The sequence below is a fragment of the Gemella cuniculi DSM 15828 genome (assembly GCF_000425665.1).
GTDB lineage: Bacteria > Bacillota > Bacilli > Staphylococcales > Gemellaceae > Gemella > Gemella cuniculi.
In genome coordinates, this window is record NZ_AUDW01000025.1 from 1 (window position 1) to 25,657 (window position 25,657).

The following is a 25,657-nucleotide window of genomic DNA, read 5'->3' on the forward strand; positions in this document are numbered from 1 at the left end:
TAAAGCTATTAAAGTTCTATGTTTATTACTTCCTAATAAAGCTTTAAAGTCCTTTACCTCTGATAGAGGAAAAGAATTTTCTTGCTATAAAGATGTAGAAAAGATGGGAATAGATTTTTACTTTGCAGATCCATATTCTTCTTGGCAACGAGGTTCTAATGAGAATAGTAATGGTCTTTTTAGGGACCCTAAAAAGACTAATTTGAGTAATATTAATTTGACTGAACTAATTGAAAATTTAGTCCAATTGAATAATAGACCAAGAAAATGTCTAAATTTTTCAACACCATTCGAAGCATTGTTACACGAGATTAATTTATTGAGTTAGGTGTTGCACTTTTATTTGCAATTCACCAATAAAAATAACTAATATAAAAAGTGCAACCAACAAGATAAGAAGAGTAGCTTGGCTAGAAATTTCTACCTACTACTCTTTTTCTATTATCTCGCTAAAAATGAGAAAAATCCACTTATTATTGCTACGTTGAAAAAATCAATAAATAATGCACCAACTATCGGCATTACAAAAAAGGCAATATGTGAATATTTATATCTATCACAAACGCTTTGCATATTAGCAATTCCATTAGGTGTCGCTCCTAATCCAAAACCTGCATGTCCCGCTGAAAGGACTGCAGCATCATAATTACTTCCCATTACTCTGAATGTTACAAAATAAATAAATAGATAAGCAAGAACTACTTGTGCAATTAATAATAAAGCTAATTGTCCAGCGACATTACCTAATTCCCAAAGTTTTAAGCTTATCATTGCCATTCCTAAAAATAAATTTAATGATACATCTTCTAAAATATGAATTTCTTCATAATGAAGATCAAACTTATTCGTTGAATCAGAAATATTTCTTAAAACAGCTGCGACAATCATCGGCCCTATATAACTTGGAAAATTTAAAAATTGATTTAAATAAGCAGATACATAACTTCCTATAAACATAGAAAGTAAAATTAAAAAGAATGCTTTAGCGAAATTTTCTCCATCTAGTTTTTTCACATCATTATCAAATAAAAATTCATCATTTTTTATTTTTTCATCGTCAATTTTCTCTACAATAACTTCTATTTTTTTCCTTCTAATCAACCCATTAGCAAGTGGACCACCTATGCTAGAACCTGCAATTAAACCAAATGTTGCTGCTGCTATTGCAACACTTTTGGCACCTGTATGCCCCATCTCTTCAACTATTGGAGCCATTGCTGCAGCAGTTCCATGACCACCCGTCATTGCAGTAGAACCAGTAAGTAAAGCCACTAAAGGATCAACACCACTTAAAATTCCTACTCCAAGTGCCATTATATTTTGCAAAATTACCAAAACGATTGCTAAAATTAAAAATAATACTACCTTTTTTCCACCAACTTTTAATAATCTCCAACTTGCATTAAATCCTATGCTAGTAAAAAATAAAGTCATAAAGAAACTTTGTAATGTATTATCAAATTCAAAAATAATTAAATTTGTTTGTCTTAAAACTAAATTAAATATTGCAAATAGAAATCCTCCAATTACTGGCGAAGGTATACAATATATTTCAAATATTTTTACTTTCTTTCTTAAAAGTCGACCTACTATTAAAATAATAACTGCTAAGCCTACAGTTTGAATCATATCCATTTTTATATTGTACATATATTTCCCTTTCCTTGTTAAATTTTCTTTCATAAATATCTATAAAAGAAAACTTCGACTCGAAATCTGTTAAGTTTCTCGAATCGAATTTTCTTATTATTAATAGTTTTAAAATACCCATAATCATAATACTATTTATTTTTGTTTTTTTCAAAACTGCGTCAGATAATTTGACAGAATAGTTTTATTGATAAAAAAGAAAAGTTTTAAACATTAACTCAACAGTTTAAAACCTTTCTTTTTTATAATTCTAAAAATTACTATACACATATTCTTTTATATTAGAAAAATCCGTTACAAAACAGTATATTATAATTGTCATTATTAAAATATAAAAAAATATTGTCCATAAAATCATTTTTTGTCTATCATTAATTTTCTTTTGCAAGTTTGTAAAGATCTCTTTCAAAGTCTAACCATCCTCTCCATCCTAAGTGCATAGTATCACAAAGATAGTAGTTTTCATATTCTTTGCCCGTATAATCTAGAACATCCACATTATTTTCTTTCGCTATTTTCTTTAACTTATTATAAGCTACTTCTCTTTTATGTTTATCAATCCCTGTATAATCACTCCACTTGCCATTAGCAGGAAAAATAGCAAATTTCAACTTTATTCCTAAATCTTTTGCTATCGATAAAAATATATCTAAATCCTTATATTCCGGAGAATCATCATATTTTGTATTTTTTGAAATATTTTTCAATTTATCATATTGTGATTTAATGTATTTATCATAATATAAATTATCAATTCCATATGTATTATTATCTGTTTTTTTCTGTGCTTCTTTTGTAAATTTTTCTTTTAATTCATTCCAATTATAGTTAGGGGTGCTATCACCTGAGGTTGGATAATTCTCGATTGACTTATTTTTATAAAATTGATATTTATTTTTTAAGCTATAGATATAATTATCAAATTTCATAAATTGTTTAGAGATAACATTCCCTTTTTCTTCTAAAAAGTATTTTTTGTAATTTTTAAACTTTTTATGCATCTCTTTGTTCTCAGACGATAATTCTATTACTCTGTTAATAAATTTCTCTTTTGTAGACTTGCTAATTCTACTATTGTTCATAGTATTGTAGACATGTTCTTCTGAAATCCTTGATAAAAATGCACCTTTCAAAATCCCATTTTTATTATCAAACCATTGAATCGATTGAACCATAACCACTTGATTATTTTTTATATTATCTCCGATGGAGCCAAGAGTTGCCGCATGAATTATATTTTGCGAATGTCCCACCCCTATTTGCATTATATTAAAATCTTTATAATTAAATATTTTTTTAGGATGATAGCTTTCATTTATTGTTGTTGTAAGTTCCGAAGAACCTAGCAATACTGTAGTATTGTTAGTAATATTTTTTGTTATTATATCTCTACTCTTATATTTCTCATATGAGGTATTGTACCTTACACTATTATCTTTTACTTTGTAATAATTTTCTATCTTTTTTATATAAACCCGATCTATTACAATTAGCGATACTACAACCAGTATTATTGATACTAAAAACGCTTTCAATCTTATCATTTTACTTTATCCTATTTTCTAAGTAGTTAATAACCTTGTTTGGGGTATCAATATCTTCATAAGTTACTTCGGTTGGAGCAATATTCACTCCAAAATTCTCCTCTATTTTTACCAACATTTCCACAAAAGCTAATGAATCCATCAAACCTTCCTCTTTCATATTGATATCCAAATCCTCTTTTACTATTTCGTCCTCACAAATTTCCTCTAACATATCTAAAACTTCTTCTCTTAACATTAAGATTCCTCCTTTATCTTTTTCAAATTATTATGGTAATTTTTATCTTATTCATAATTTAAATATAAACCCTAAAATATTTGCTTACTATACAGTTTATTTTCTTACATCTTTAGTAAAATTGTTATTATTTTTTGTGCTTTCCCTGAGAAAATAAACAAACCTATAACTACAAGATTTATTGTGATAAACCAACTAAGTATTTTATACCATTTTTTATTTTTATTTTTTTTATAAAACTTTGATTTTTTTTGATAATATTCAAAACCAGCCATTAATATCCCATGATAAAATCCGTAAGCTATATAACTAAGAGTCAATCCATGCCATAAACCCATTAAAATCATATTTACCATATATGCATACATTGCTGTAGTGAGTCTTTTTTTGAAGCATTTCTTTTTTGTTGCTCCCATAAAAACTCTAGAAAAAACAAAATCTCTCAGCCATGTTGATAAAGTTATATGCCATCTATTCCAAAAATCTTTAATATCCACACTTAAAAATGGCTTATTAAAATTCATTGGTGTTCGTATTCCAAGAATATTGCTACTTCCTACTGCCATCAAACTATACCCAGCAAAATCAAAAAATAAATACAGTGTATATAAGTACATATATTTTACTGAATATAATAAAGTCGTCTGAAAATCTAAAGAAACTAAATAATGATAAAAAAATGTTGACAAAACCACTTTATAAAATAATCCTAAAACAAGTCTATAAAGACCTTCTCCCACTAATTCAAAATATTCTAAACGATTTATTGGAGCTTTTAAATCTTCTTCAAATCTTCTACTCCTATCAATAGGACCTGCACTTATTGTTGGAAAAAATAATAAAAATTGAAGAAAATTTTTTAAAGTAATTTTTTCTTTTATTAAACCATCATTTATCTCTATCATAATCTGAATAGTTTTAAATGACATATATGAAATCCCTATAAACCCTAAAATATGCAAAGAGGTCAGTGAAAATATCTTATTTACAACAAGTGGCAATATTGAAAAAATAACTAGGATTTTTAATATAATTTTCTTACTTATATTTTTTTGTGCTACTAAAACTAAACAATATTCATAAAGTAAAAATCCTATTAGGTAAGCAAACATAGCTTTACTTTTTCCATAGATTGCTACAGCAAAAATTAATGATAAGACTAATATATAATTTGAAATATTTTTTTCGAACAACCTTAAAATAAATCCAAATATTAGTGCTAGAAATAAGAAAAAGAAAAACTCATTTCCCTCAAAATAATTCATCTTACATCCCCTTTAATTTTTTCTTATCTATTTTTCCATTGTTATTAAGCGGCATTTCTTCTAGAAACACTATTTTTTTAGGTATCATATATTCTGGAATTAAATTTTTTAGTTTTCTTTTTATTTCTTTTATTTCATCAAACCTTTTTTCTATTTTTTTGTTATAGACGACAAACGAAACTAAATACTTTACCCTTCCATCTTGATAATTTGGGACAGTTGCTGCTTGTCGTATTTTTTCATTTTTTAAAAGGTTACTATCTATATCTTCTAACTCTATTCTATGTCCATGAAGTTTTATTTGAAAATCCATTCTTCCTTCACAAAACAACATAGAATCTTTATAATACCCTAAATCCCCTGTTCGATAGCTGCGATATTTTATATTATTTACAAAATCTGTATCAAAACTCTCTTTTGTTATTTTATCATTTTTAAAATACCCCTTAGCCACAGTATCTCCAATTATTACTATTTCACCTTTGCCATCTTCATCTTTATCTTTTAACTCTATTTTACTTCCTTTTTTTACCACCCCTACTGGAAGATTTGTAGAATATCTTTCATTTATTTCTTTTGTTATTTCTATCCATGTTACCATCACAGTTGATTCTGTAGGTCCGTAAGTATTTATTACCTGTGCCTTAGGAAATCTTTCATGTATTTTCTCTACTGTTGTACTGAACAACTTCTCACCACAAAAAACAAATTGTTCAACATGTGGTAACAAATTTTGATTAAAGTTCTCATCAATAAAACACATTTCTATAAATGAGGGGGTCGAAATCCAAATATTTGCATTAGATTTTTCTAACTCACTAAACATATCTTTAAAATTTTCTTGGTGCCTTTTATCAATTTGAATAAGTGTGCTTTTCATATAAATACTTGGCCACAACGACATCACCGAAAGATCAAACGAAAATGGCGGGTGTCCTAGAAATACTAAATTATCTTTTTCTTTGTAGTATTCAGTATACCAATCTAAAAAATTATTTAAATTGTTGTACGTAATGCAAACTCCTTTAGGTTTTCCTGTACTACCTGAGGTGAAGATTATATAATATAAATCTTCATCTTTTACATAGTGTTTCTCGTCTATCCTTTTCTCCGTCGTTGTAATTATTTCTTTTGCTTTCTTAATATCTATAATTTCACTTTTAACATTTAGTTCTTCTGTAATTAGTACAATCTTTGATTCAACAGTTCTTATTATCTCTTCGACTCTTTCTTGTGGTGTATTTATATCCACAGGACAAAATGCTCTTCCTGATTTTACACAAGCTAGAAAATAGACTACCATAAAAGGATGTTTATGCCCATAAACTACTATCGGTCCTTTGTCATTTTCTAATTTTTTTTCAAGATAATAAGCTAGTCTATCAGAATAATCCAACAGTTTTTTATAAGTTAAATTTTCATCTTTATATATATTATTTATATAGCAAAATTTTGTGTCATTTTCATATTTTTTTATTTGTTCTAAAAATGTCCCTCTCATATGTCTCCTTTATATACTAAAATCTGAAAAATTTAAAAGAATTTTAGTTCTATCATATTCTTATAACTTATATTATTTTCTTAAGAGTAAATAAATCGTTTTCTACAACCTATTATAATACAAATTTTAACAAAAGTTATTAAAAAATAATTAAAAAATAGACAGTTAAAAAAATTTTTTCTACTTTTTATTTTACTCTTTTTCTTTAAACAATAAAACGATAAAATATAGAAGCTATAAAGTAACTAACTGTTTTAACCCCCAGTTACTTTATAGCTTCACCCATAATTTTACCTCTAAATTAATTTTTACTTTCTAAGATTTTTTTTCTTAAATCCTTTTTACTAAGTTCTACTCTCTCAAGCAATTCTAACCGAGTATCTAAATTTGCTGCATAATTAAAAAGTGTCCACTTTTCAGTTAAATATTCATCTTCAATGTCATATTTTCTTAATGAATAATCAAATTTATAAATTTCTTCTAATAGCTTCATCATATTGTGCAAATTTTTGTTTATAAGAAATTCTAACTCATCACTATTATATACTTTATGGCTATCAGATGCGTGGATTCCTTTTTTTGTTGTACGAACATAAGCAATATTTTTAGTTTCATCTTTAAAATCACTTTGTAAAATCAAATCACTATTTGCAAGCCCTCGTAAGCGATAAGTATTAATATCTTTTCCAATCTTGGCAATTTCTCTGTAAAATATTCCTAGAATATCTTCAGATTTTTTATTAAATAATAATTCACAAGCAAGAGCATAAGTTAAGATTTGTGAAACAAATCCTAGCTCAATTTTTTCTAATTCAAAATCTGTCTTACTACTCTTATAGTCTATTATTGTTATATTTTTTCCAAAACCATCAACTCTATCAATAAAACCTACAAAATTTATATTTGGAATATTATATTCTCTATCCAAATCTTTAACGATAATTTCCTCTGTTTCTAAATCTTTACATGTTATTTTAGAGTTAGTAATTGTTAATGAGAACTCTTTTTCTAAAAATTCTGGACCATATTTCGTTATTGCTTTATACTTTATTTCTACACCTATTGCTAAAATCAACCTATTTATCATATTTTTTAAAATATAACTACGTGTTTTCAAAACCTTGATAAGGTTTAGTACTTCTACTATATCTTTATTAGTCTTTTCAAAAATAACATCCTCTACTATTTTTCTTATAGCAAAATTTTTAATAATGTCTTCATCACTTATAACTTCTATATCTATTTGATTAGCACAGTCACCTATAAAATCTATTATTCTTTTATCTGCCATAACTGCATGAAAAAATCTTCCCACTACTAAATTATCAATATCTACTTCACGCTCTTCCTGAATTCCCAAAATTCTTTTTACAAAAAATAAGTATGGATTTTTTTCATAATCTGAAATTTTAGAAATACTAAATTTTGAAAATTGTTTGCTTTTTTTATTTAAAAAATTCTCTATATTATTAAATGATAATTCAAATTTATAATTTCTTATTATCTTTCCTAAATAATTTTTCACTACACTATCTCTATCAAAATAAATTCTATCATGAAGCTGTTCATAAACCTTATAAGAATCTACTTCGTTTTCAATACTAGGTACTATATAATTTTCTAAAAATTTTGTCAGTAATATAGATAATTTTTCCGCTTCTTCTTGATTGCTAGTTTGAACTTCTAAGAAACGACGATATAATTTTGAAAATAGATAATTGAATTCTTTACTGTTTAAAATTTCATTCATATTATCTACATAATAGTCGTAATATGTAGTATTAAACTCTAAAATTTTATCAGTTGTCTTTTCTTCTAAATCCGACAATAATGCTTTCACTACAGCTAGATATGGCGAAGAAAAATTTTCTTTGAAACTTTTATCAAGTGTACTATAGGTAATATAGGTTTTTCGGATTGCTCTTGTCAAAGCTATATAAGCAACAAACTCCTCATCTATTAACGAACTTTTTACAGTTGGTGATAAAAATATATTCTCATCAGAAAAATTCTCTTTATCTTCATCATCCAAAAGATCAGCTTTTTTAGACATGGGTAGCACATCTTTATTAAAACCAATAACAAAAACTATTTTTTTATTCTCAACCTTAGCTAGATCCATAGTTGACATCACAATCGAATTATTAATTTCGGGTATTGATCTATATTTTATAGTTTTAAACCCCATAGTTAATAAATCTACAAACTTTTTGTAACTTATCTTTTCTTCCCCAAAAGTTTCAATTATATTGTTTAATAATTGCAATGTCTTCTTATAAACTTGTCTATCTATACTATCTATCTTTAATTCTTCTATATCATCATATTCACCATCTTCTTTATCTAGATACATGCGAATATTACAATAATTAAATAAATTCTCTATTTTTTTCACATAACGCTTGATTGGTATATTATCTTTTTTGGAAATATTTAAAATCTCATTATATAACTCAATTATTGTTTCTCTACATAATTCTAACTGTTTTTTATTGTATTTATATGTACTTTCTACGAAAAATTTCGTATCCAAATCTGAAGCACTAGTAATCAATTTTTCATTAAAAATATTCTCCAAATCAAATATAGAAATATATTTTACATTCGAACTGATCTCTTCTAGTGAATATTCAAAAAATTCGTTAATAACCAAGTCATTTTCTTCCTTAGTTATCCTATCTTGAATTTCTTCTTTACTTAATTCAGAAAAGTTTTTTAAAAAACTTTTTTCATTTAAATCTGTCTTATCGAATAGAATAGAAGATATTACTTTTCTTTTGTAGATATTTTCAAAATTACTAAGTTTTGTTTTTAGTATGTTTAAGATACCATTTTTAAAAGTCAACTTATCTATATTAAGAACTTGCGTCAAAAATTTTATTAACCGGTGATTACTCACATCAATATCCTTATCAATATGTATATCAAGACCATAGTCTTTAAAAATATATTGATAATTTTCATATACTTTATCTCTGTACAAAATGGCTACATCTGAATTAGAAATATTTTCTTTTATTTTTAACTTTAAAATTTCTCTAGCAACTTGTCGAATTTCTAGTTCCTTATTTTTTGCACAAATAAGTGCAATGCTATTATCATTTTTTCTTGATGATTTAAATGCTTTATAATATTCACTAGCTAAACAAAAATTTGCACTCCCCTTAAAACGACTTTCGTGACTATTTAATACTTTAAAATTAGTGACCTTATTTTTACATATCTCAAAGGCTAATGTATAAATTTCATTTTTACTTACCAAAGCAACTACCCTGTATCGGATATCAATATTTCGATAAATAATTTCATTAATGCTTGCAACTACTTCGTGTGATTTTCTAAAAATATCTAGTTTATATTTATCATTTTTATGCAAATCTGATAAATAAAATTGATTATATTCCAAATTACTTAAATCAAAACCAGCCGTAATTTGACCCAAATCAAAATTAAAATATCTGTTGGCATCAGCTATCACACTCAAAACTACCTTTTTAGAATTTAAAATCAATTTTTCTATGTAGCTATACTCTTGTGCAGTAAAATTATAATAAGCATCTATATAAAATATATAATCTGATAGATCTAGGTATTTCATGTAAAATAGTAGTTCATTAACATAATCTTCTTTATCAAAAACATTATCAATTTTTATTAACCTTGTATATTCTAAGTAAATTTCTAAAATTGCTTCCAATTTATTTTTTCTAGCAATTTCAAGATTAGGATTTTTTTCTAAATATTCTTCTAAAGTTCCCACAGTTACTTTATATTCTTTTAATTCCTTAATAATCTTATTCACAACTTCTATAAAGTTACTATCTTGAAGTATTCTTGCTACTAGAAAATTTTGAGTATTAGCAAGATTAATCGCCGCTTTATAAAAATAAAATGGTTTAACATCATCACTTAAATTTTTCAAGTTTTCTAGACCTAACATTTTTCCAAATTTCTTTGTTAAACTAGAAAAATTCATAACATCTATATTAAACGTTCCTCCAAACCTTTCACAAAGAATTTTTTCAAAATTGAAACTATTTTGTTCTGGTGTTAATATTATGATTTTATTATTATTTCTAGTTTTTTCTATATCATCCAAAATAAAGTGAGTTTTACCAAAACCGCTTGGCGAAACTACCAACTCCAATTCCATTAGCTACCTCCTCATATCAACTTTAATAAATTATCTATAACAAATTCTTTCTATATCTTATTTCAAAACATTACACTTCATACATAATAAAATTTACTTTCTAAATATTTATTTCTATCTTTTGCTAATACTTTTTATAGCAATTTTTATACAAATATGTTAATTACGCAAAAGTTCATCTTAAATCCCTGTTATTCTTATTTTCGCATAATTATTTTCTGAGTAAACTTCCATTTTAGGTCTTATATTTTCCTTTAATTCACTTACATGAGAAATTATGCCTATGTTTCTTCCATAAGATTGCAAATCTATCAAAGTTGAAATTGCTACATCTAATGTCTCTGTATCAAGTGAACCAAATCCTTCATCAATAAAAATCGTCTCTAACGAAATTCCTCCACTTTCATTTTGAATAACTTCTGCTAAACCTAAAGCTAACGATAACGATGCTAAAAACAATTCACCACCTGAAAGTGAGTTCACCACTCTAGTACTATTTAAATATATATCATGAATCTCTATATCTAATCCCTGTAAACCTCCACCTTTGGATCGCTCTATTCTTCTTTCAAAGCTATATCTATCGTTAGTCATCTGTAAAAGTCTTTTCGTTGCAGCTTCTAATATCAAATCTAAATAATACCCTTGTACATAAGTTTCCAAAGATTTTTTACTATCTGTCTTACCACTTATCACATTGCTAAGTCCAAGAATTTCTCTACTTTCTCTAACATTTTCTTTCCAAAGTTTAAATTCTTTGTATAAAATTTTGTAAAGAATTTTATTACTTTTAAATGTATTTTTTATACTTACAACTTCCTCTTTAACATCATTTACTTCCTGCTCTTTTTTCAGTACCTTTAAATTAGATTCTTCCAAATTTGGTTGTTCTCTATCAGAAAGTTCTTTTTCCAACCTTGTAATATTACCCACTGTTAATTTTTCTTTATCTTCAAACTCTAAAATTTCATTTCGATAGACATCCAATTTTTCAACAGCAGATAAATTTTCCTTAGCAACTTCTATGGTTGAATAATACAACTGTAGCTTTGAATTTTCAAAATTTTTGTCAAACTCTATTTTTTCAAAAGTCACCTCTTCTAAATTCTTTTTATTATTTTTTAGTTCAACTTCTAATTCTTTTTCTTTTATTAATAATTTACTTTCCACATTTTTATATTTCTCAATATCTTTTTCAAATAATAAAACTTGAGTTTCTATTTTCTTATAATACTTCTCAAATTCATCTGTTCTAATATCAATACTCTCTTGATATTGATTAACTTTTGAATTTGCAAGTGACAATTTTTCTTTATATTCATCTTCAAAAATAAGTTTTTCAGATAATATGTTTATTTTTTCTTCAGTAAAAGCTATTTCATCTGCTAAATCTTTCAAACTTTCATTATTAATTTCTAATTTTTTATCTGTAATTTCTTTTTTAGCTTTTAATTCTTTAAGCTCACTATTAGCTTCTTTGTTCAAAAATCTTTCTTGATCAACTTTATTTAATTCCAACTTATTAAGATTTTCTTGATTTTTTTTAAAATTTACTCTTAAAGTAATAAGATCAGTTGTAATTTTGTCTAAATCAATTTTTAAATTTTCGTTATTGCCTATGAAATTCTCTTTTTTTATTTTTGGTAAATGTTCTATTTTCTGCTTACATAGTGGACAATTATCTCCATCATGAAGTTTTTCTAAAAAAGTATTTAAAATTTCTTGATTTTTATTTCTTTCTAACTTCTCAACTTCTAATTTAACACTTTCTTGCTGCTCTTCTAAGCTTATTATCTCAACTTTTTGAGTTTCTATTTCTTCTAGCTCCTTAACAATTTCTAATTCTAGCTCATTATATTTTTCTAATTTTTCAACTTCTGATTCTTTTTTTAAAATTTCCAATTTCAAATTAATTAAGTTATTATTTAGTTTATCCCTATCATTACTAAGATTTTTAAATTGATCATTTAATTTTTTTAAATCTTCATTTAGGAAGTCTAACTTTTTCTTGTCAGCTTCTAAGTTTTTAATTTTTTCACTATAATCTTTTTTATCTGAAAAAGCTGTAGCATAGTGTTCAATATTATTGTAAAAATATGCTGTTTTAGAAATATAACTTCGGTTACACTTTATTTCTTCCTTAACTTTATCTAGAGACTTTTTTAATTTTTTATTTTCTTCAATATCCAATTTATGTAAAAGATTTTCTTTTTCTAAACTAGCCTTATCTTTTTCAAGTTCTCCTATTTTTTTTATAAGTTTATCATATTCAAATATTTTAGTTTTATTCTTTTCAAGTTCTTCTAACTTCTCTACAAGTTTTTTCAATTCTAAAATTTTATCCTTATCTTTTGAGAGTTTTTCAAAATCCTTAACTAAATTATTCAAAGTTATAAACTTATCATTTAATTTATCCAATTCAGTGTATTCTTTTTGTAAAATAGCTAATTCCATTTCCTTTTTTTGAAGTTCAACATCAAGTACTTTGACAGTTCTTTCTTGAATAGCTAAAAATTCTTTAACTTCTTGAAAATTATCTTCTTTCAAGAATTCAAAATTACTTAAATTTGTTTCAAAATCAAATTGCCCGAATCTATTAATAAGCTCTCTTTCTTTAATTTTATAATCTCCATCTAATTGTTTTGAATATTCTTGCAATCTATCAACAAATTTTTGGTAAAAGTATGTATCAAATAATGAACGTAAGGTCTCTTTTTTTTCACTTGATTTTGATAACAAAAATTCTTTAAATTTCCCTTGTGGTAATATTATAATTTGACAAAACTGCTTGTCATCTAAACCTATTAATTGTTCAATTTTTTCTTTTACTTCCTGCTCTTTTGTTGCGATAATTTTTGTTTCATTATCAAAAATCTCCATAAGGACAACTTTGGCAGATGTTAAATTTTTATTTCCCTGTTTTAAATATGCCAAAGTTCTTTCAATTCTATAATGATTGTTTTTTAACTCAAAATCAAAAATAACAATCGTTCTATCCTTATCATCTGCTGTTTTTGTTCTTAAACTTGATATATCTTTTCCTCCAGTAGTTTTATTATATAAAGCATAAGTCATCGCATCAAATAAAGTAGATTTCCCCGAACCAGTTTTTCCAGTAATTAAAAATATAGGTTCGTCTATTATTTTACTCCAGTCAATTATTTCATATTTATAAGGACCAAACTCTCTTAATTCAAGTCTAATTGGCTTCATCTACTTCAACCTCCCCTATAATTTTTATTAATGTTTCTTTTTGTTTATCTGTAAGTTCTTCGTTAACTTGCTCTTTATAAAAATTTTCAATTAATTCAAAAGGACTCTTAGTTAATACTTCTTTTGTTACTTCAGAAGTATTGTTATTATCTGATTTTTTAGATTTTGCTTTTAATAATAATGTATTTGGATAAAATTCTTTTATTCTTGGCATAGGATCTGTTATCCCTTCTAGTCCACTAAGTTCCATACTAAAAAATCCATTTTTACAATCAAATTTTTCTTGATATTTTTTTGAAAATATTTCATTATAGTCAGCAACTATATTGTACATCTTTCGTCTTGGTTCTAATGGAAGAAATTTTTCATCAAACCTATCCTTAGTTATTTCAACAATCCTAACTCCTTTAATCTGATTCGCCTCACCAAATGAATAAGCAAGAGGACTACCGCTATACTTTATCCTATCACTGCTTGCTGCATTAGGATTATGTAGATGACCAAGTGCGACGTAATCAAATTTTTCAAAAACATCTACTGCAACATTTTCTACAGTCCCAACAGAAATTTCTCTTTCTGAATCAGTCTCTAAACTTCCCGCAACAAAAGTATGAGCAATAAGAATATTTATTTTGTTGTCATCCATATTTTTATAAATTTCATCAATAACCCTCTTAGTTGCCAAGTGGTGGGATGTTAGAGTGTCATCTGAAAAATATTCTCTTGCCTCATATGGTTCAAAATAAGGCAACATATAAATATCAGCATTGCCAAATTCAATTTTTGAAAAAACCTGTTTCATTTCAGTATGCAAATAAAAACTATGCTGGCTAAACCATGCTTCCCCTACAGAAAGTCTCTCCCTACTATCATGATTACCACTAATTGCAAAAATAGGTAAGGCACATTCTATATTAATTTCGACCAAAATTTGCTGCAACAATGCTGTTGCTTCTCTGCTCGGTACGCTTCTATCATATAAATCACCCGCAATGATTAAAAAATCTGGATTATGTTCCTTTATAGTCTCAATTAACTTTTCCAAAATATATTTTTGCTCTTCTAATAAATCTACACCCTGCAATTTTCTTCCAATATGCCAATCAGCCGTATGCAAAAATTTCATAATGTACCTCCAAAAAATATCCTACCAATATATTATAACATGAATAATATGAATTTATAATTTTCTTTATTAAATAAGTTAATTAATAAAAATCTATTTATCTCACTTGATATGTAATTAAAATAATTATTATAATGTAAATAATCCCTATCCATTAAAAACCGTCAATATATTTAATAATAAAGTTTTTTCTGTCATGCTCACAAAAATAATGTACAACCTTCAGAATAACGACTTAGTTAGTGAAAAAATTTATCTTTATAATGATAGTAAATATCAAAGTGTTGAAAACATATTACTTCAAATATTTATTATTTGTACAATTAATAATGGAGCTGATTTTTTATCAGCTCCATTATATTTTTATTTTCCAAATAATCTTTGTATATCATTCCATGTTACTGCTAACATAAGGGCAACCATTAATAAACCAAACGCTACGGTCATATAGTACTGAGCCTTTTTATTAATTGGTTTTCTAAATATTGCTTCATAAAGAACGAACAATATTCGTCCACCGTCTAGTACTGGTATCGGAATTAAATTCATAAGTCCTAAGTTTACACTTAAAATACCTGTCCACTGCAAAGTAGTTATTAAGCCACTCTTAGCTGCTGCATTTGACATCTCATAAATCGCAACTGGACCTCCCAACTGATTCAAACTAAATCCACCTTTAAACAATGAAATAAAAAGATTTATTATCCCAACGAAAATCAAAGTTGCATAGTGAAGAGTTTGTTGAAAACCGTATTTTAATGATGCTAAGAAATTTTTATCAGTCTCTGTCCATTTTCCTATTCCAATTTTATAACTTTTTACCTCTTCACCCTTCTTATTTTTCGAAACTTCTTCTTTTGGTTTTACTTTAATATTATGAACTTGTCCATCTCTTTCAATTTTAAAATCAAGTTCAGAACCATTAGATTCTGTTATTTTAGAAACTAATCCCGTCCATGTATCTATCTGCGTTCCGTTTATTTCTGTAATTTTATCACCTGTTTTTAAGCCTGCCATTTGAGCAGGTGAATCTGCTGCCACTATTCCCAATTTTGCTTCATTATTTTCCACAGGTGCCCCTGTATAAAGTGCTAACCCTAAAAAAATTGCTAGTGCTAGCACAAAATTCATTAAAGGACCTGCAAATAGCGTCCAGAATTTTTTCCCCCATGAGTGTGATGAGAACATTCTTTCTACTGGAGCTACTTGCTCTTCCATTCCACCAAAAACAACACAAGCATCTTTTCTTACTTCATAGCGTTGAATCTCATCACCTACGAAACCTTCAATAAACATATTATATGTTAAATCAAATTCATTTAGTTCTAATGGTAAAAGATCCATATCGTTAGTTTTATCTAAAATAATTTTTTCAACTTTATCATTTTCATCAAGTTTCAACCTAATCTGTAATCCTTTTTTTAAGTCATAAACAGAAATATCATTGTTGAAATCAAAAACATTATCAGGCATCTTTACATAACCACCGACTGGAAGAAGTCTGATAGTGAAATTAGTTTCTCCTATTTTTTTATGAAAAATTTTTGGTCCCATACCTATAGCAAACTCTTGTGCTAAAATTCCTGATTTTTTCGCAACTATAAAATGCCCAAATTCATGAATAGTTACAACTACAAAAAATATTAATATAAATGCTATTATTCCCTGCATCTAATGCTCCTTCCTATGTTTATGCTACAAAATTTAATAATAAAATCAAACAAGGTGCTGACAATATCACCGAGTCGAATCTATCAAAAATTCCTCCATGTCCTGGTAGTAAGTTACTACTATCTTTCACTCCATATTCACGTTTGTACGCTGATTCTATTAAATCCCCAAACTGTCCAACAACACTCACTACTAATGTTACTAAAATTGCCACTAATACATTAGTGAAAATATTAGTTGTAAAGTAAAATGCTAGAGCTATAATAATAGATGATAAACTTCCTATTACTGAACCCTCTATCGATTTATTTGGACTGATTTTAGGAGAAAGTTTATTTTTTCCAAACTTCATTCCTCCAAAATACGCAAAACTATCCGTAAACCAAATCGTTAACAATAAATACCCTACGTGAACAAGACTCAAGTCTCTTAGCATGTATAAACAATAAAAACCTATAAAAATATATGCTGTTACAAAAATTATAGAACCTATTTCTACCAATTTAACCTTATGTCCAGTTTTAACTACTACTGACAACATCGCTATTACTAATAAATATACAGTAGCATATTGTGATAAACTTAAAATTTCATCCTTTAAATACAATAATGCACCTGCAAGTGATGATGCTCCCAGGATTACTATGTTCGTTTGTTTGAACGTCATTTTAACAATTTCATACATAGCCATAACCCCTAAAGCAAAAGTAGTATATTTAAAATATTCTCCACCTACGTACAATAAAGGCAGAAAAATTATTAAAGCAATAATTGCTGTCGTTACTCTAGTTTTCATTTAACCCTCCAAATCTTCTATCTCTATTTTGATATTCTAACAAAGAATTATAAAATTCATCCTCAGTGAAATCAGGCCAAGCAACTTCTGTAAATAAAAATTCACTATAAGCTATTTGCCAAAGTAAAAAATTAGAAATTCTTTGTTCTCCCGAAGTTCTAATTAACAAATCCGGATTTGGTGTATTTGCTGTATATAAATTACTACTAATAGTTTTTTCTGTTATATCTGAAACCGAGTATTTTTCATCTTTGATATCTAATGCAATTTTTTTCACAGCAGAGATTATCTCATCCTTTGAACCATAATTTAGAGCAAATATTAATCTTAATCCTGTATTATTTTTTGTTTTTTCTATTGCATCTTCAACTGCTTTTTTTGTGCTTTGTGGAAGTTTCTCCACAACGCCAATAACTTCGACTTTTACATTATTTTCCATAAGCTCTGGCATAAAACTATTAAACATTTTCTCTGGAAGTTCCATTAAATAACTAACTTCTTCTTTTGGTCTTGCCCAATTTTCTGTTGAAAAAGCATATAAGGTTAAATATTTTATTCCTAATTTTGATGCATATTTTGTTATTTTTTTTACAGTCTGCATCCCCTCATAGTGTCCTTTTATTCTTGGCATATTTCGTTTTTTAGCCCAACGTCCATTACCATCCATAATTATAGCAACATGTGTTGGAATTTTTTTTAATTCTTGTTTTCGTTCTTTAGGTCTGTTCTTCGTAAAAAATTTAAACATAACTCCTCCTATACAATACATCTCATTATATCATAAATAACTATATGCAACAAACTTAATATAACTAAATATTAAAAAAACAAAATTATAAAATAAAAATCTAGTGAATACTTAGTTACCTAAATCCTAACATATCCACTAGATTTTATTTATTTTTAATATTCTATTTTAGTATTGTTTAATACTTCATCTGCTTCTTTAAATAAACCTTCTACTACATCTTTTACAGGTTTTACTTTTGTTATCATTCCGCAAATTTGACCAGCCATTACAGAACCATTTTCTACATCCCCTTCATAAACTGCACGTCTTAATGAACCCAAAGTAAGCTCTTCTAATTCATCACGTGAAGCGTTACTATATTCTAATTCCAAATATTTTTTAATCATTGGATTTTTTATACTGCGTACTGGAGCTCCATTTCTTCGTCCAGTCACAGTTGTAGAAGTATCAGTAGCGTCTAAGACTGCATTTTTAAATGAATTTGGAACAGGACACTCTTCTGTTGCTAAGAATAATGTACCTAATTGAACTCCTTGTGCACCTAGTACGTAAGCTGCTGCTACCCCACGTCCATCAGCTATTCCCCCTGCCGCTATAACTGGAATAGAAACTGCTTGTGTTACTTGGGGTAATAATGCCATTGTAGTTGTTTCCCCAACATGTCCTCCTGCTTCCGTTCCTTCTGCAATTACAGCATCTACTCCAAGCTCTTCCATCTTTTTCGCTATTTTTACTGATGGGATAACAGGGATTACGATAATATCAGCAGATTTTAGTTTTTCCATAAATGGGCGTGGAGTCCCTGCTCCTGTAGTTACAATTTTTATTTCTTCTTCTATGATTACATCTATAAGTTCATCTATATTTTGCATCATTAACATAAGATTTACTGCAAAAGGTTTATCAGTTAATTTTTTGCATTCATGTATTTGATGACGTAATTCATCTGCACTCATTCCTCCAGAAGCTATAATTCCTAATCCACCTGCATTAGATACTGCTGATGCCAACTCATAACGAGCTATTTGAGCCATCGCTCCTTGAAAAATAGGATATTTTATCCCCAATAATTTTGTAATATTTGTTTTTGTCATTTTTTTCTCCTTAATTTTATATTTATTATTTTTCTGATATTTTTTTTGTGTATATTGTATAAATTATATTTAATACTAATCCTATTAGTACTAGCACTATTGATATATAAAATGCACCTGAAAAATCCCCATTATTTTTAGCTGCCATACCTGACGCAACCTTTGGTGCAAAAAACGCTGCAGTAGAATACCCTACAAATATTATTCCATAATTCACTCCTTGGTTAGCAGGTCCATAATTTTTCATTACAAGTGGTGGAAACACACCCATAATTCCCCCAAAACACAATCCTAATCCTATTATTCCTACAGTCAATCCAGTAGTATTTCTTATATTTACTAAGGCCAACAATGATAGTGCGATAACTGAGTATATAATCATCAACGTTTTTTCATGACCTAACTTATCTGATACACCACCCCACAAGATACGACCTAAACAATTTGATAGTGCATATACACTTACATAAGTTGCTGCAACTGCTGCAGTTAAACCAAACATAGATTGACTAATTACAGCTGCATTTGAAGCTATCATCAATCCTGAAAAAGCACCTATACCAAACATTGCTAATATCAAATAAAATGAAACTGTTTTTAACATCTCTTTCCAATTTTTATTAACAACTGCATGTTGTTTTGAATTAATTGGTGGCTCCCAACCTTCCGGTTTATAATCTGCTGGAGCAACTTTTATAAATATACTTGCTATTACAATTATAACTAGGTATACAATTCCCATGTAAATAAAAGCATTATTAACACCATTTTTCTGAATTATACTATTTGCTATTGGAGCAGTTATTACACTTGCTCCTCCCATAGCTCCTGTTATTAATCCTGCAGCAAGTCCTCGCTTATCTGGAAAAAATCTCATAGCATTACTCAAACAACCGGAATATGCAAAACCTTGACCTAATCCTGCAACAATACCATAACTTAAATATAACATTGTTTGAGTAGTAGACAATCCTGTTAAAATAAAGCCTATTGCAAATAATATTCCACCTAAAATAATTGATATATTTGCTTTTCCTTTATCTGTTATAAATCCTCCTAATATTGTGGGAATTGGTGCTATTGCCGCATTAATAGTAAATGCAAGCATTACCTCTGTCATTGACCAACCTCTTAAACTACTTAGTGGTTTTGCAAATACACTAAAAGAATATATAGCTCCCGCACACAATAATATTGCCATTGAAGCGTATAAAACTGCCCATCTAGTATTCTTATTCATAAAAAACTATTCTCCTTTTCTTATTTTATTTATTGTTATTGATATACTCTGAGAGTTTACCCCATTTTTCTTCAAAAATTCCGGAATCCATTTCTTTTAAGTTTTTCGCAATTACAGGTTTGAAATCCATTTGACCCAAAATATCTTTTTCTAAATCTATACCTGGAGCTACTTCAATTAAAACTAATTTACCTTCTTCTAATTTGAACACAGCTCTTTCAGTTACATAAATAACTTCTTGACCTGTTTTGGAAGCATAGTCTCCACTAAAAGTTATTTGCTGCACATTTTTTATAAATTTCTTGGCTTTTCCTTCATTCAAAATAACTAACCTTCCATCTTTAACTTCTGTTTTCAAACCACCTGCTGTAAATGTTCCAGCAAAAACAAGTTTTTTTGCTGTTTGTGATATGTTTATAAAACCTCCACAACCTGCTACCCTTGTTCCAAATTTACTAACATTTACATTTCCATTCTCATCGGTTTGTGCTAAACCTAAAACAGTTAAATCCAATCCTCCTCCGTCATAATAATCAAATTGTGCATGATGATCTACTATCGCCTCATTATTGTATGCATGGCCAAAATCCGCTAAACCAGCTGGTACTCCACCTACTGAACCAGCTTCGGTCGTTAAAGTTAATTGTTCACTTACACCTTCTTCTGCTGCTACTGTAGAAACATTAACTGGTATTCCTACTCCTAAATTTAAAACTGTATTCGGCTTTAATTCCGCTGCACATCTTCTTGCTATAACTTTTCTTTCATCCAATTCTAAAGGTTCTACTTCTGAAATCGGAACTTTTATTTCCCCTGAAAATGCAGGATTATATTGTGTATTTTCTGTTTGATAATGATTTTCTGGTGAAGATACTACTATATAATCTATTAAAATTCCTGGAACTCTAACATCTTTTGGATTTAGAGAACCTGCTTTTGCTATATTTTCGACTTGGGCTATAACTATTCCACCTGAATTTTTAGCAGCTTGTGCTATTGGTAAAACTTCCATATGCAATCCTTCTTTGTCCAATGTTAAGTTACCATTTTCATCCGCAACCGTTCCTCTTATCAAACCAACATTAATAGGAAATGATGGATAATATAACCACTCTTCATTTTGAAAATTTACAACTTGAACATAATCTTCTTTAGTTGATGGAGACATTTTTGCTCCTTCAATTCTTGGATCTACAAAAGTCCCTAACCCTATTTTAGTTATTACGCCTGGCCTTTTAGCTGCAATTTCTCTATATAACTGTGTTATTACTCCTTGAGGAAGATTATATGCCTCACATTTATCCTCCTCAATTAACTTTGCTAAACCTGGGGATGCTAATGCAATTCCTCCAATCCATCTTTTAATTAATTGTTCATGTCCCCAATGACTCATCCCTTTATTTCTTCTATCACCTAATGCACTTGCATGCATAACAGTAAGATTGATTGGGTGTTGTTCTTTCAAGAATCTTTCTTCTACACCTATTATAGTTTCTTCATTTACACATGCTAATCCAAAACCGCTTAAAGCTACAGTATCATTATCTTTTATTAATTTTGCCGCTTCTTCTCTACTTATTATTTTCACCATAATTTTGCTCCTTTACTACTTCTTTATTGTAATATAACACTTTTTCTGTATTATGTCAATAGTTACATGTTTATTTTTTAATGTTTTGAAAATAAAAAAAGATAAACTAAATGTTTACCTCTTTTTTATTGAATTTCTATTTCATTTAAACACCAATTCAACCATTCTATATAAGCGTCTTCCCTCATAATCGCACTTTTCAAAACCAAATAATCTGAAAATTCTGAAGAAAAAATTTTTGGTTTAATTTTATATTCATTAAATTTATCATATAGAAAAGCATATTTAGCTTGTCTCTTTTTTTTATAGTCTTTCAATATATTTACTAGATCTTCTTTTTCTAAAATTTCAGATAGGTATATTTGTAACTTGAACGAATCTTTTGAAGTTTTTGGTACACTTTGCTTTTTTAAAAGCCAAAGTACTAAATCTTCTCTTCCCTCTTTTGTTAAATAATAAATTTTTTTTTCAAGAATTTCTCCTGAAATTTCAACTTTGTGTTCTATTAGTCCCGATTCTTCTAATTTCTTCAATTCTGGATAAATTTGACTGTGTTTTGCATTCCAAAAGTTGACCAATTCTTTATCAAACTCTTTTGTTAAATCATAGCCACTCATTCCTTTTCTATTTAATAACCCTAAGATAGCATATTTTAACATTTTATTTCACCTGCTTTTTATATTATTTTATATTATTATTTATCGTTATGTACATAATCTAGTCTATCATAATTTTTAATAATTTATAAGTGAAATTAAATAAAAAAATCAATTATCTCTAAATACTTACAAGACAACTGATTTTTCCATTAATATTATAATTTTGGAATTTGTATTTTTTGACCCACAGCTAAATTATTATTTTGCATATTGTTAGCCTCTTTTATTTTCTCAACTCCATTTTGAGAATTAGATTCTCCGTATGCACTAGAAGCTATTGAGAATAATGTATCTCCTGATTTTACAGTATAAGATTGTCCTGCAATCGCTCTTGAACTGTCTTGATTTGCAGAATTTTGATTATTTAAACTATTATTTTGATTTTGTGTAGAATTATTTGAACTATTGCTGTTATTATCATTTGATACTTTTTCTTCATTTGCTTTTGGAATATTTTGATTTGTATTTTTATTCTCTTCCGGAACTTTAGCAGCTTGCTGAGTTACATTTTGAGTTGTATTTTTTGATTTTCCTGCTAGTGTATTTCCTAAAGCAGTTATTCCAATAAGAATTAACGGTGCAAGTACAATAAATAAAATTACAAGTACAATATTTTTTATCGGCTTTTTATTCATAAAAATCCCTCGCTGACTATTTTACTTCTTCAAAATAATCGTGGTAATAGCCACCAACTTTTCCACTATTATCTTTTATAAAAATATATTCTTCTGTTTCGTTTACTACCTCATAAACTTTTCCTATAGTTAACATATCACTAACTTTAAATTTTTTAGCATCTGTATGCTTAACCACCACTTTTTTTGTCATTTTATGTCCTCCTTGTATAACATCTTTATTTTATTACATTATTACTATTTTTTCAATTATTTTTCTTTTTTTATTTTTGAAACTATTATAAAAGCTATTAGTGATAAAGTTAACGAAATAACTACAGGTTCTATAGCTTTTATTACATAAATATTCTTTAAAATTATATAACTACTAAGCCCTACTAGCATAGATGAAATTGCACCAAATTTCTCTGCATCTTTCCAATATAATCCTAGAAGTATAGGCCATAAAAATGTTGCCTCTAATCCACCAAAAGCAAATAGATTCACATTAACAATTAAACTAGGTGGTCTCAGACTTATAAACATTATTAAAATTATAACAAGTATATTGATTGTATAAACGAAAATCGGTATTTTTTTTCCTACTACTTTTTCTTTTACCCATTTAGTATTGAACAATATATCTTTTATAAGTGCAGATGATATTAATAAAAATTGTGCATTAACTGTTGTTATAATCGCAGCCATAGGTGCAGCAAGAACTATCGCTGCTAGATACCATGGCAATACTTTTAACGTTATTATTGGAATTACTGAATCGTAATCCTTAATATCTGGGAAAACTCCACGTGCCATAACTCCAATTAAATGCACTCCAAACATCACGATAAAAATAACAATTGTCCCAATAATAATTGATTGTTTTAAACTTCGTTTATTTTTGTAAAGCATCGAATTAATTGCAATTTGTGGAATACCTATAACCCCAATACCTACCAATACCCAAAATGATGATACATAACTTGGTGTCAAACTTCCATCAGCACCAAAGGGAGTAAGTATTTTTTCATTTATAGTCAGAAGGTTATTAGTTATATTTTCTATTCCATCACCATAACTAATGATGAAATAAAGTAATATGATAGTAGAAAAGATCATTATTAATCCTTGAATCATATCCGTAATTAGAATATTTTTTAAACCACCAAACACTACACAAAAAATAATTATAACAGAAATCAAAACTATACCTGTTTTATAATTAATACCCATAAAAGCAGATAAAAGTTTAGCTCCCCCTACCCACTGGGCTGACATTGCCGCTATTAAAAAGACAATCATTGCAAGTGTTGAAAGATATGCTACTGTCTTCGACTTGTATCTATTTTTTAAATAATCACTTATAGTAATAGCATTAATTTCTTTTGCCGCCTTTTTGAATTTTTTTGCTAAAACCAATAATACAAAATATCCGGTAACTACTTGAATTACAGCAAGAAGAACCCATCCATAGCCAAGTTTATAGGCTACTCCTGGTCCTCCTAAAAATGTAGAAGCAGAACCATAAGTCGACATTAAAGTTATAGCTAAAACTATTCCGTTAACTTTTCTGTCTGCAAGATAATATTTTTCAAAAAAACTTCCATGAGAAGTTCTACTTATTCTATTTAAAATCAGAGGTAAAAGTATTATACTCAAAAAAATAATTCCAAATAACGCTAATATTTTATAATCAACTTCGTACTTCATTATTTTCCTCCTCTTTTATCTCATTATTAAATAATAAATTCGTAAAAATAATTACTAGTATTATTATAAATATACTTACTACTACCGAACTATAAAAAAACCACTCAGGAAGCCCAAGTACGTATTTATAGTCTTTTACATCCACATTTTTATATTTCACATAGGCAAAATAATACCATAAAACAAAGTGAATAATTGCCAAAACTATGGCAACTATCCCCTCTTTTGATTTAAGTTTATCCATTTTTTCTAAACCTCATTATAATTTTGTATATATTTTTATAATATACTTTCATAAAATCAACTACAATACTACCTAATAACACTCCGGCAATCACATCTGATAAAAAGTGTGCGCCTAAAACAATTCTCGAAATTGGCACTAAAATAATTGCTACTGTAGCAATTATAGATAACAATTCTTTTTTATTAATAATAAATATAAGTGCCAAAAAGAATACCACTACTATTGTTGAGTGACCACTAGGAAAACTATAACCAGAAAATACGTCTGGGAGTGGTCTTGTTCTTTGCACCAGGTATTTTATCACAAAAAGGAATAAACCACCAAAACCTGCACTAAAAAACATAAATACAGCTTTGGGAATTTCTTTTATATAGACCAAAAACATTGACAGCAATACCATAATAAGAAGTAATAGTTTATCATTAAATACTGTTGATATTAACTTAGCAAATGTTGCTAATCCTTTTATCTCAACTAGATTTGCTATAATCATATCAAAGTCATTTGTTGGATAACCTACAGCAACTACTAATAATAAAATAAAACATATTACTTTTAAATAAGTTACAAGTTTTATATTTTTCATTTTATTTA

Annotated in this window: 21 protein-coding genes; 1 reads left to right on the forward strand and 20 read right to left on the reverse strand. The window is 27.7% G+C overall.

What is annotated here, in order from left to right:
* A partial coding sequence (locus tag H612_RS0103415; protein ID WP_027130183.1) for an IS30 family transposase occupies nucleotides 1-328 on the forward strand: 328 nt, incomplete at its 5' end.
* 113 nt (nucleotides 329-441) lie between these two features.
* Here H612_RS0103415 and gltS read toward each other — a convergent pair.
* The 20 genes from gltS to H612_RS0103515 form a co-directional block, all read right to left on the reverse strand.
* On the reverse strand, nucleotides 442-1,650 hold the full coding sequence (gene gltS / locus H612_RS0103420) for a sodium/glutamate symporter (protein ID WP_027130184.1): 1,209 nt from the start codon (nucleotides 1,648-1,650) through the stop codon (nucleotides 442-444).
* Nucleotides 1,651-2,021: 371 nt separating this feature from the next.
* On the reverse strand, nucleotides 2,022-3,194 hold the full coding sequence (gene dltD, locus H612_RS0103425) for a D-alanyl-lipoteichoic acid biosynthesis protein DltD (RefSeq protein WP_027130185.1): 1,173 nt from the start codon (nucleotides 3,192-3,194) through the stop codon (nucleotides 2,022-2,024).
* A gap of 1 nt (nucleotide 3,195) precedes the next feature.
* Nucleotides 3,196-3,432 carry a D-alanine--poly(phosphoribitol) ligase subunit DltC gene (gene dltC, locus H612_RS0103430; protein WP_027130186.1) on the reverse strand — a complete coding sequence of 79 codons (237 nt, stop codon included), beginning with the start codon at nucleotides 3,430-3,432 and terminating at the stop codon, nucleotides 3,196-3,198.
* Between the two features lie 104 nt (nucleotides 3,433-3,536).
* Nucleotides 3,537-4,697, reverse strand: a complete 1,161-nt coding sequence (dltB, locus tag H612_RS0103435; protein WP_027130187.1) for a D-alanyl-lipoteichoic acid biosynthesis protein DltB — start codon at nucleotides 4,695-4,697, stop codon at nucleotides 3,537-3,539.
* Between the two features lies 1 nt (nucleotide 4,698).
* The gene (gene dltA, locus H612_RS0103440) at nucleotides 4,699-6,198 is read right to left on the reverse strand and encodes a D-alanine--poly(phosphoribitol) ligase subunit DltA (RefSeq protein ID WP_027130188.1); all 1,500 of its coding nucleotides are present in this window, start codon (nucleotides 6,196-6,198) and stop codon (nucleotides 4,699-4,701) included.
* Between the two features lie 301 nt (nucleotides 6,199-6,499).
* Entirely contained in the window at nucleotides 6,500-10,351 is a 3,852-nt protein-coding gene (locus H612_RS0103445; RefSeq protein WP_027130189.1) for a PD-(D/E)XK nuclease family protein, read from the reverse strand.
* A gap of 180 nt (nucleotides 10,352-10,531) precedes the next feature.
* The gene (locus H612_RS0103450) at nucleotides 10,532-13,564 is read right to left on the reverse strand and encodes an AAA family ATPase (RefSeq protein ID WP_027130190.1); all 3,033 of its coding nucleotides are present in this window, start codon (nucleotides 13,562-13,564) and stop codon (nucleotides 10,532-10,534) included.
* Nucleotides 13,551-14,690 (reverse strand): exonuclease SbcCD subunit D, encoded by a 1,140-nt coding sequence (locus H612_RS0103455; RefSeq protein ID WP_027130191.1) that lies wholly within the window; start codon nucleotides 14,688-14,690, stop codon nucleotides 13,551-13,553. The genes H612_RS0103450 and H612_RS0103455 overlap by 14 nt, the downstream gene beginning before the upstream one ends.
* 363 nt (nucleotides 14,691-15,053) lie before the next feature.
* Nucleotides 15,054-16,361: an RIP metalloprotease RseP gene (rseP, locus tag H612_RS0103460; RefSeq protein ID WP_027130192.1), complete on the reverse strand. Its 1,308-nt coding sequence runs from the start codon at nucleotides 16,359-16,361 to the stop codon at nucleotides 15,054-15,056.
* A 19-nt stretch (nucleotides 16,362-16,380) separates the two neighbouring features.
* Nucleotides 16,381-17,157, reverse strand: a complete 777-nt coding sequence (locus tag H612_RS0103465) for a phosphatidate cytidylyltransferase (RefSeq protein WP_027130193.1) — start codon at nucleotides 17,155-17,157, stop codon at nucleotides 16,381-16,383.
* The gene (locus tag H612_RS0103470) at nucleotides 17,147-17,905 is read right to left on the reverse strand and encodes an undecaprenyl pyrophosphate synthase (protein WP_027130194.1); all 759 of its coding nucleotides are present in this window, start codon (nucleotides 17,903-17,905) and stop codon (nucleotides 17,147-17,149) included. Before H612_RS0103470 ends, H612_RS0103465 begins: the two co-directional genes overlap by 11 nt.
* Nucleotides 17,906-18,060: 155 nt before the next feature.
* Nucleotides 18,061-19,002 carry a nitronate monooxygenase gene (locus H612_RS0103475; protein WP_035500274.1) on the reverse strand — a complete coding sequence of 314 codons (942 nt, stop codon included), beginning with the start codon at nucleotides 19,000-19,002 and terminating at the stop codon, nucleotides 18,061-18,063.
* Between the two features lie 25 nt (nucleotides 19,003-19,027).
* Nucleotides 19,028-20,242, reverse strand: coding sequence for an L-lactate MFS transporter (locus H612_RS0103480; RefSeq protein WP_027130196.1), 1,215 nt, complete (start codon nucleotides 20,240-20,242; stop codon nucleotides 19,028-19,030).
* Nucleotides 20,243-20,267: 25 nt separating this feature from the next.
* A complete protein-coding gene (locus H612_RS0103485) occupies nucleotides 20,268-21,833 on the reverse strand; it encodes an acyl CoA:acetate/3-ketoacid CoA transferase (protein ID WP_027130197.1) in 1,566 nt (521 codons plus the stop codon).
* Nucleotides 21,834-21,958: 125 nt separating this feature from the next.
* Nucleotides 21,959-22,492, reverse strand: coding sequence for a PadR family transcriptional regulator (locus H612_RS0103490; protein WP_027130198.1), 534 nt, complete (start codon nucleotides 22,490-22,492; stop codon nucleotides 21,959-21,961).
* A 155-nt stretch (nucleotides 22,493-22,647) separates the two neighbouring features.
* Entirely contained in the window at nucleotides 22,648-23,127 is a 480-nt protein-coding gene (locus H612_RS0103495) for a LysM peptidoglycan-binding domain-containing protein (RefSeq protein WP_027130199.1), read from the reverse strand.
* Nucleotides 23,128-23,143: 16 nt separating this feature from the next.
* Nucleotides 23,144-23,320, reverse strand: coding sequence for a DUF6501 family protein (locus H612_RS10050; RefSeq protein ID WP_169515555.1), 177 nt, complete (start codon nucleotides 23,318-23,320; stop codon nucleotides 23,144-23,146).
* Between the two features lie 56 nt (nucleotides 23,321-23,376).
* Nucleotides 23,377-24,816 carry a sodium/pantothenate symporter gene (gene panF, locus H612_RS0103505; protein ID WP_027130200.1) on the reverse strand — a complete coding sequence of 480 codons (1,440 nt, stop codon included), beginning with the start codon at nucleotides 24,814-24,816 and terminating at the stop codon, nucleotides 23,377-23,379.
* Complete coding sequence (locus tag H612_RS0103510; protein WP_027130201.1) at nucleotides 24,800-25,060, reverse strand: DUF997 family protein; 261 nt, start codon at nucleotides 25,058-25,060, stop codon at nucleotides 24,800-24,802. The genes panF and H612_RS0103510 overlap by 17 nt, the downstream gene beginning before the upstream one ends.
* Nucleotides 25,053-25,649, reverse strand: coding sequence for a phosphatase PAP2 family protein (locus H612_RS0103515; protein ID WP_027130202.1), 597 nt, complete (start codon nucleotides 25,647-25,649; stop codon nucleotides 25,053-25,055). Before H612_RS0103515 ends, H612_RS0103510 begins: the two co-directional genes overlap by 8 nt.
* Between the last annotated feature and the right edge of the window lie 8 nt (nucleotides 25,650-25,657).

Excerpts from the sequence above, each read along its gene's own strand:
- gltS (WP_027130184.1), bottom strand. The coding sequence starts at position 1,650 with ATGTACAATATAAAAATGGATATGATTCAAACTGTAGGCTTAGCAGTT.
- dltD (WP_027130185.1), bottom strand. The coding sequence starts at position 3,194 with ATGATAAGATTGAAAGCGTTTTTAGTATCAATAATACTGGTTGTAGTA.
- dltC (WP_027130186.1), bottom strand. The coding sequence starts at position 3,432 with ATGTTAAGAGAAGAAGTTTTAGATATGTTAGAGGAAATTTGTGAGGAC.
- dltB (WP_027130187.1), bottom strand. The coding sequence starts at position 4,697 with ATGAATTATTTTGAGGGAAATGAGTTTTTCTTTTTCTTATTTCTAGCA.
- dltA (WP_027130188.1), bottom strand. The coding sequence starts at position 6,198 with ATGAGAGGGACATTTTTAGAACAAATAAAAAAATATGAAAATGACACA.
- H612_RS0103445 (WP_027130189.1), bottom strand. The coding sequence starts at position 10,351 with ATGGAATTGGAGTTGGTAGTTTCGCCAAGCGGTTTTGGTAAAACTCAC.
- H612_RS0103450 (WP_027130190.1), bottom strand. The coding sequence starts at position 13,564 with ATGAAGCCAATTAGACTTGAATTAAGAGAGTTTGGTCCTTATAAATAT.
- H612_RS0103455 (WP_027130191.1), bottom strand. The coding sequence starts at position 14,690 with ATGAAATTTTTGCATACGGCTGATTGGCATATTGGAAGAAAATTGCAG.
- rseP (WP_027130192.1), bottom strand. The coding sequence starts at position 16,361 with ATGCAGGGAATAATAGCATTTATATTAATATTTTTTGTAGTTGTAACT.
- H612_RS0103465 (WP_027130193.1), bottom strand. The coding sequence starts at position 17,157 with ATGAAAACTAGAGTAACGACAGCAATTATTGCTTTAATAATTTTTCTG.
- H612_RS0103470 (WP_027130194.1), bottom strand. The coding sequence starts at position 17,905 with ATGTTTAAATTTTTTACGAAGAACAGACCTAAAGAACGAAAACAAGAA.
- H612_RS0103475 (WP_035500274.1), bottom strand. The coding sequence starts at position 19,002 with ATGACAAAAACAAATATTACAAAATTATTGGGGATAAAATATCCTATT.
- H612_RS0103480 (WP_027130196.1), bottom strand. The coding sequence starts at position 20,242 with ATGAATAAGAATACTAGATGGGCAGTTTTATACGCTTCAATGGCAATA.
- H612_RS0103485 (WP_027130197.1), bottom strand. The coding sequence starts at position 21,833 with ATGGTGAAAATAATAAGTAGAGAAGAAGCGGCAAAATTAATAAAAGAT.
- H612_RS0103490 (WP_027130198.1), bottom strand. The coding sequence starts at position 22,492 with ATGTTAAAATATGCTATCTTAGGGTTATTAAATAGAAAAGGAATGAGT.
- H612_RS0103495 (WP_027130199.1), bottom strand. The coding sequence starts at position 23,127 with ATGAATAAAAAGCCGATAAAAAATATTGTACTTGTAATTTTATTTATT.
- H612_RS10050 (WP_169515555.1), bottom strand. The coding sequence starts at position 23,320 with ATGACAAAAAAAGTGGTGGTTAAGCATACAGATGCTAAAAAATTTAAA.
- panF (WP_027130200.1), bottom strand. The coding sequence starts at position 24,816 with ATGAAGTACGAAGTTGATTATAAAATATTAGCGTTATTTGGAATTATT.
- H612_RS0103510 (WP_027130201.1), bottom strand. The coding sequence starts at position 25,060 with ATGGATAAACTTAAATCAAAAGAGGGGATAGTTGCCATAGTTTTGGCA.
- H612_RS0103515 (WP_027130202.1), bottom strand. The coding sequence starts at position 25,649 with ATGAAAAATATAAAACTTGTAACTTATTTAAAAGTAATATGTTTTATT.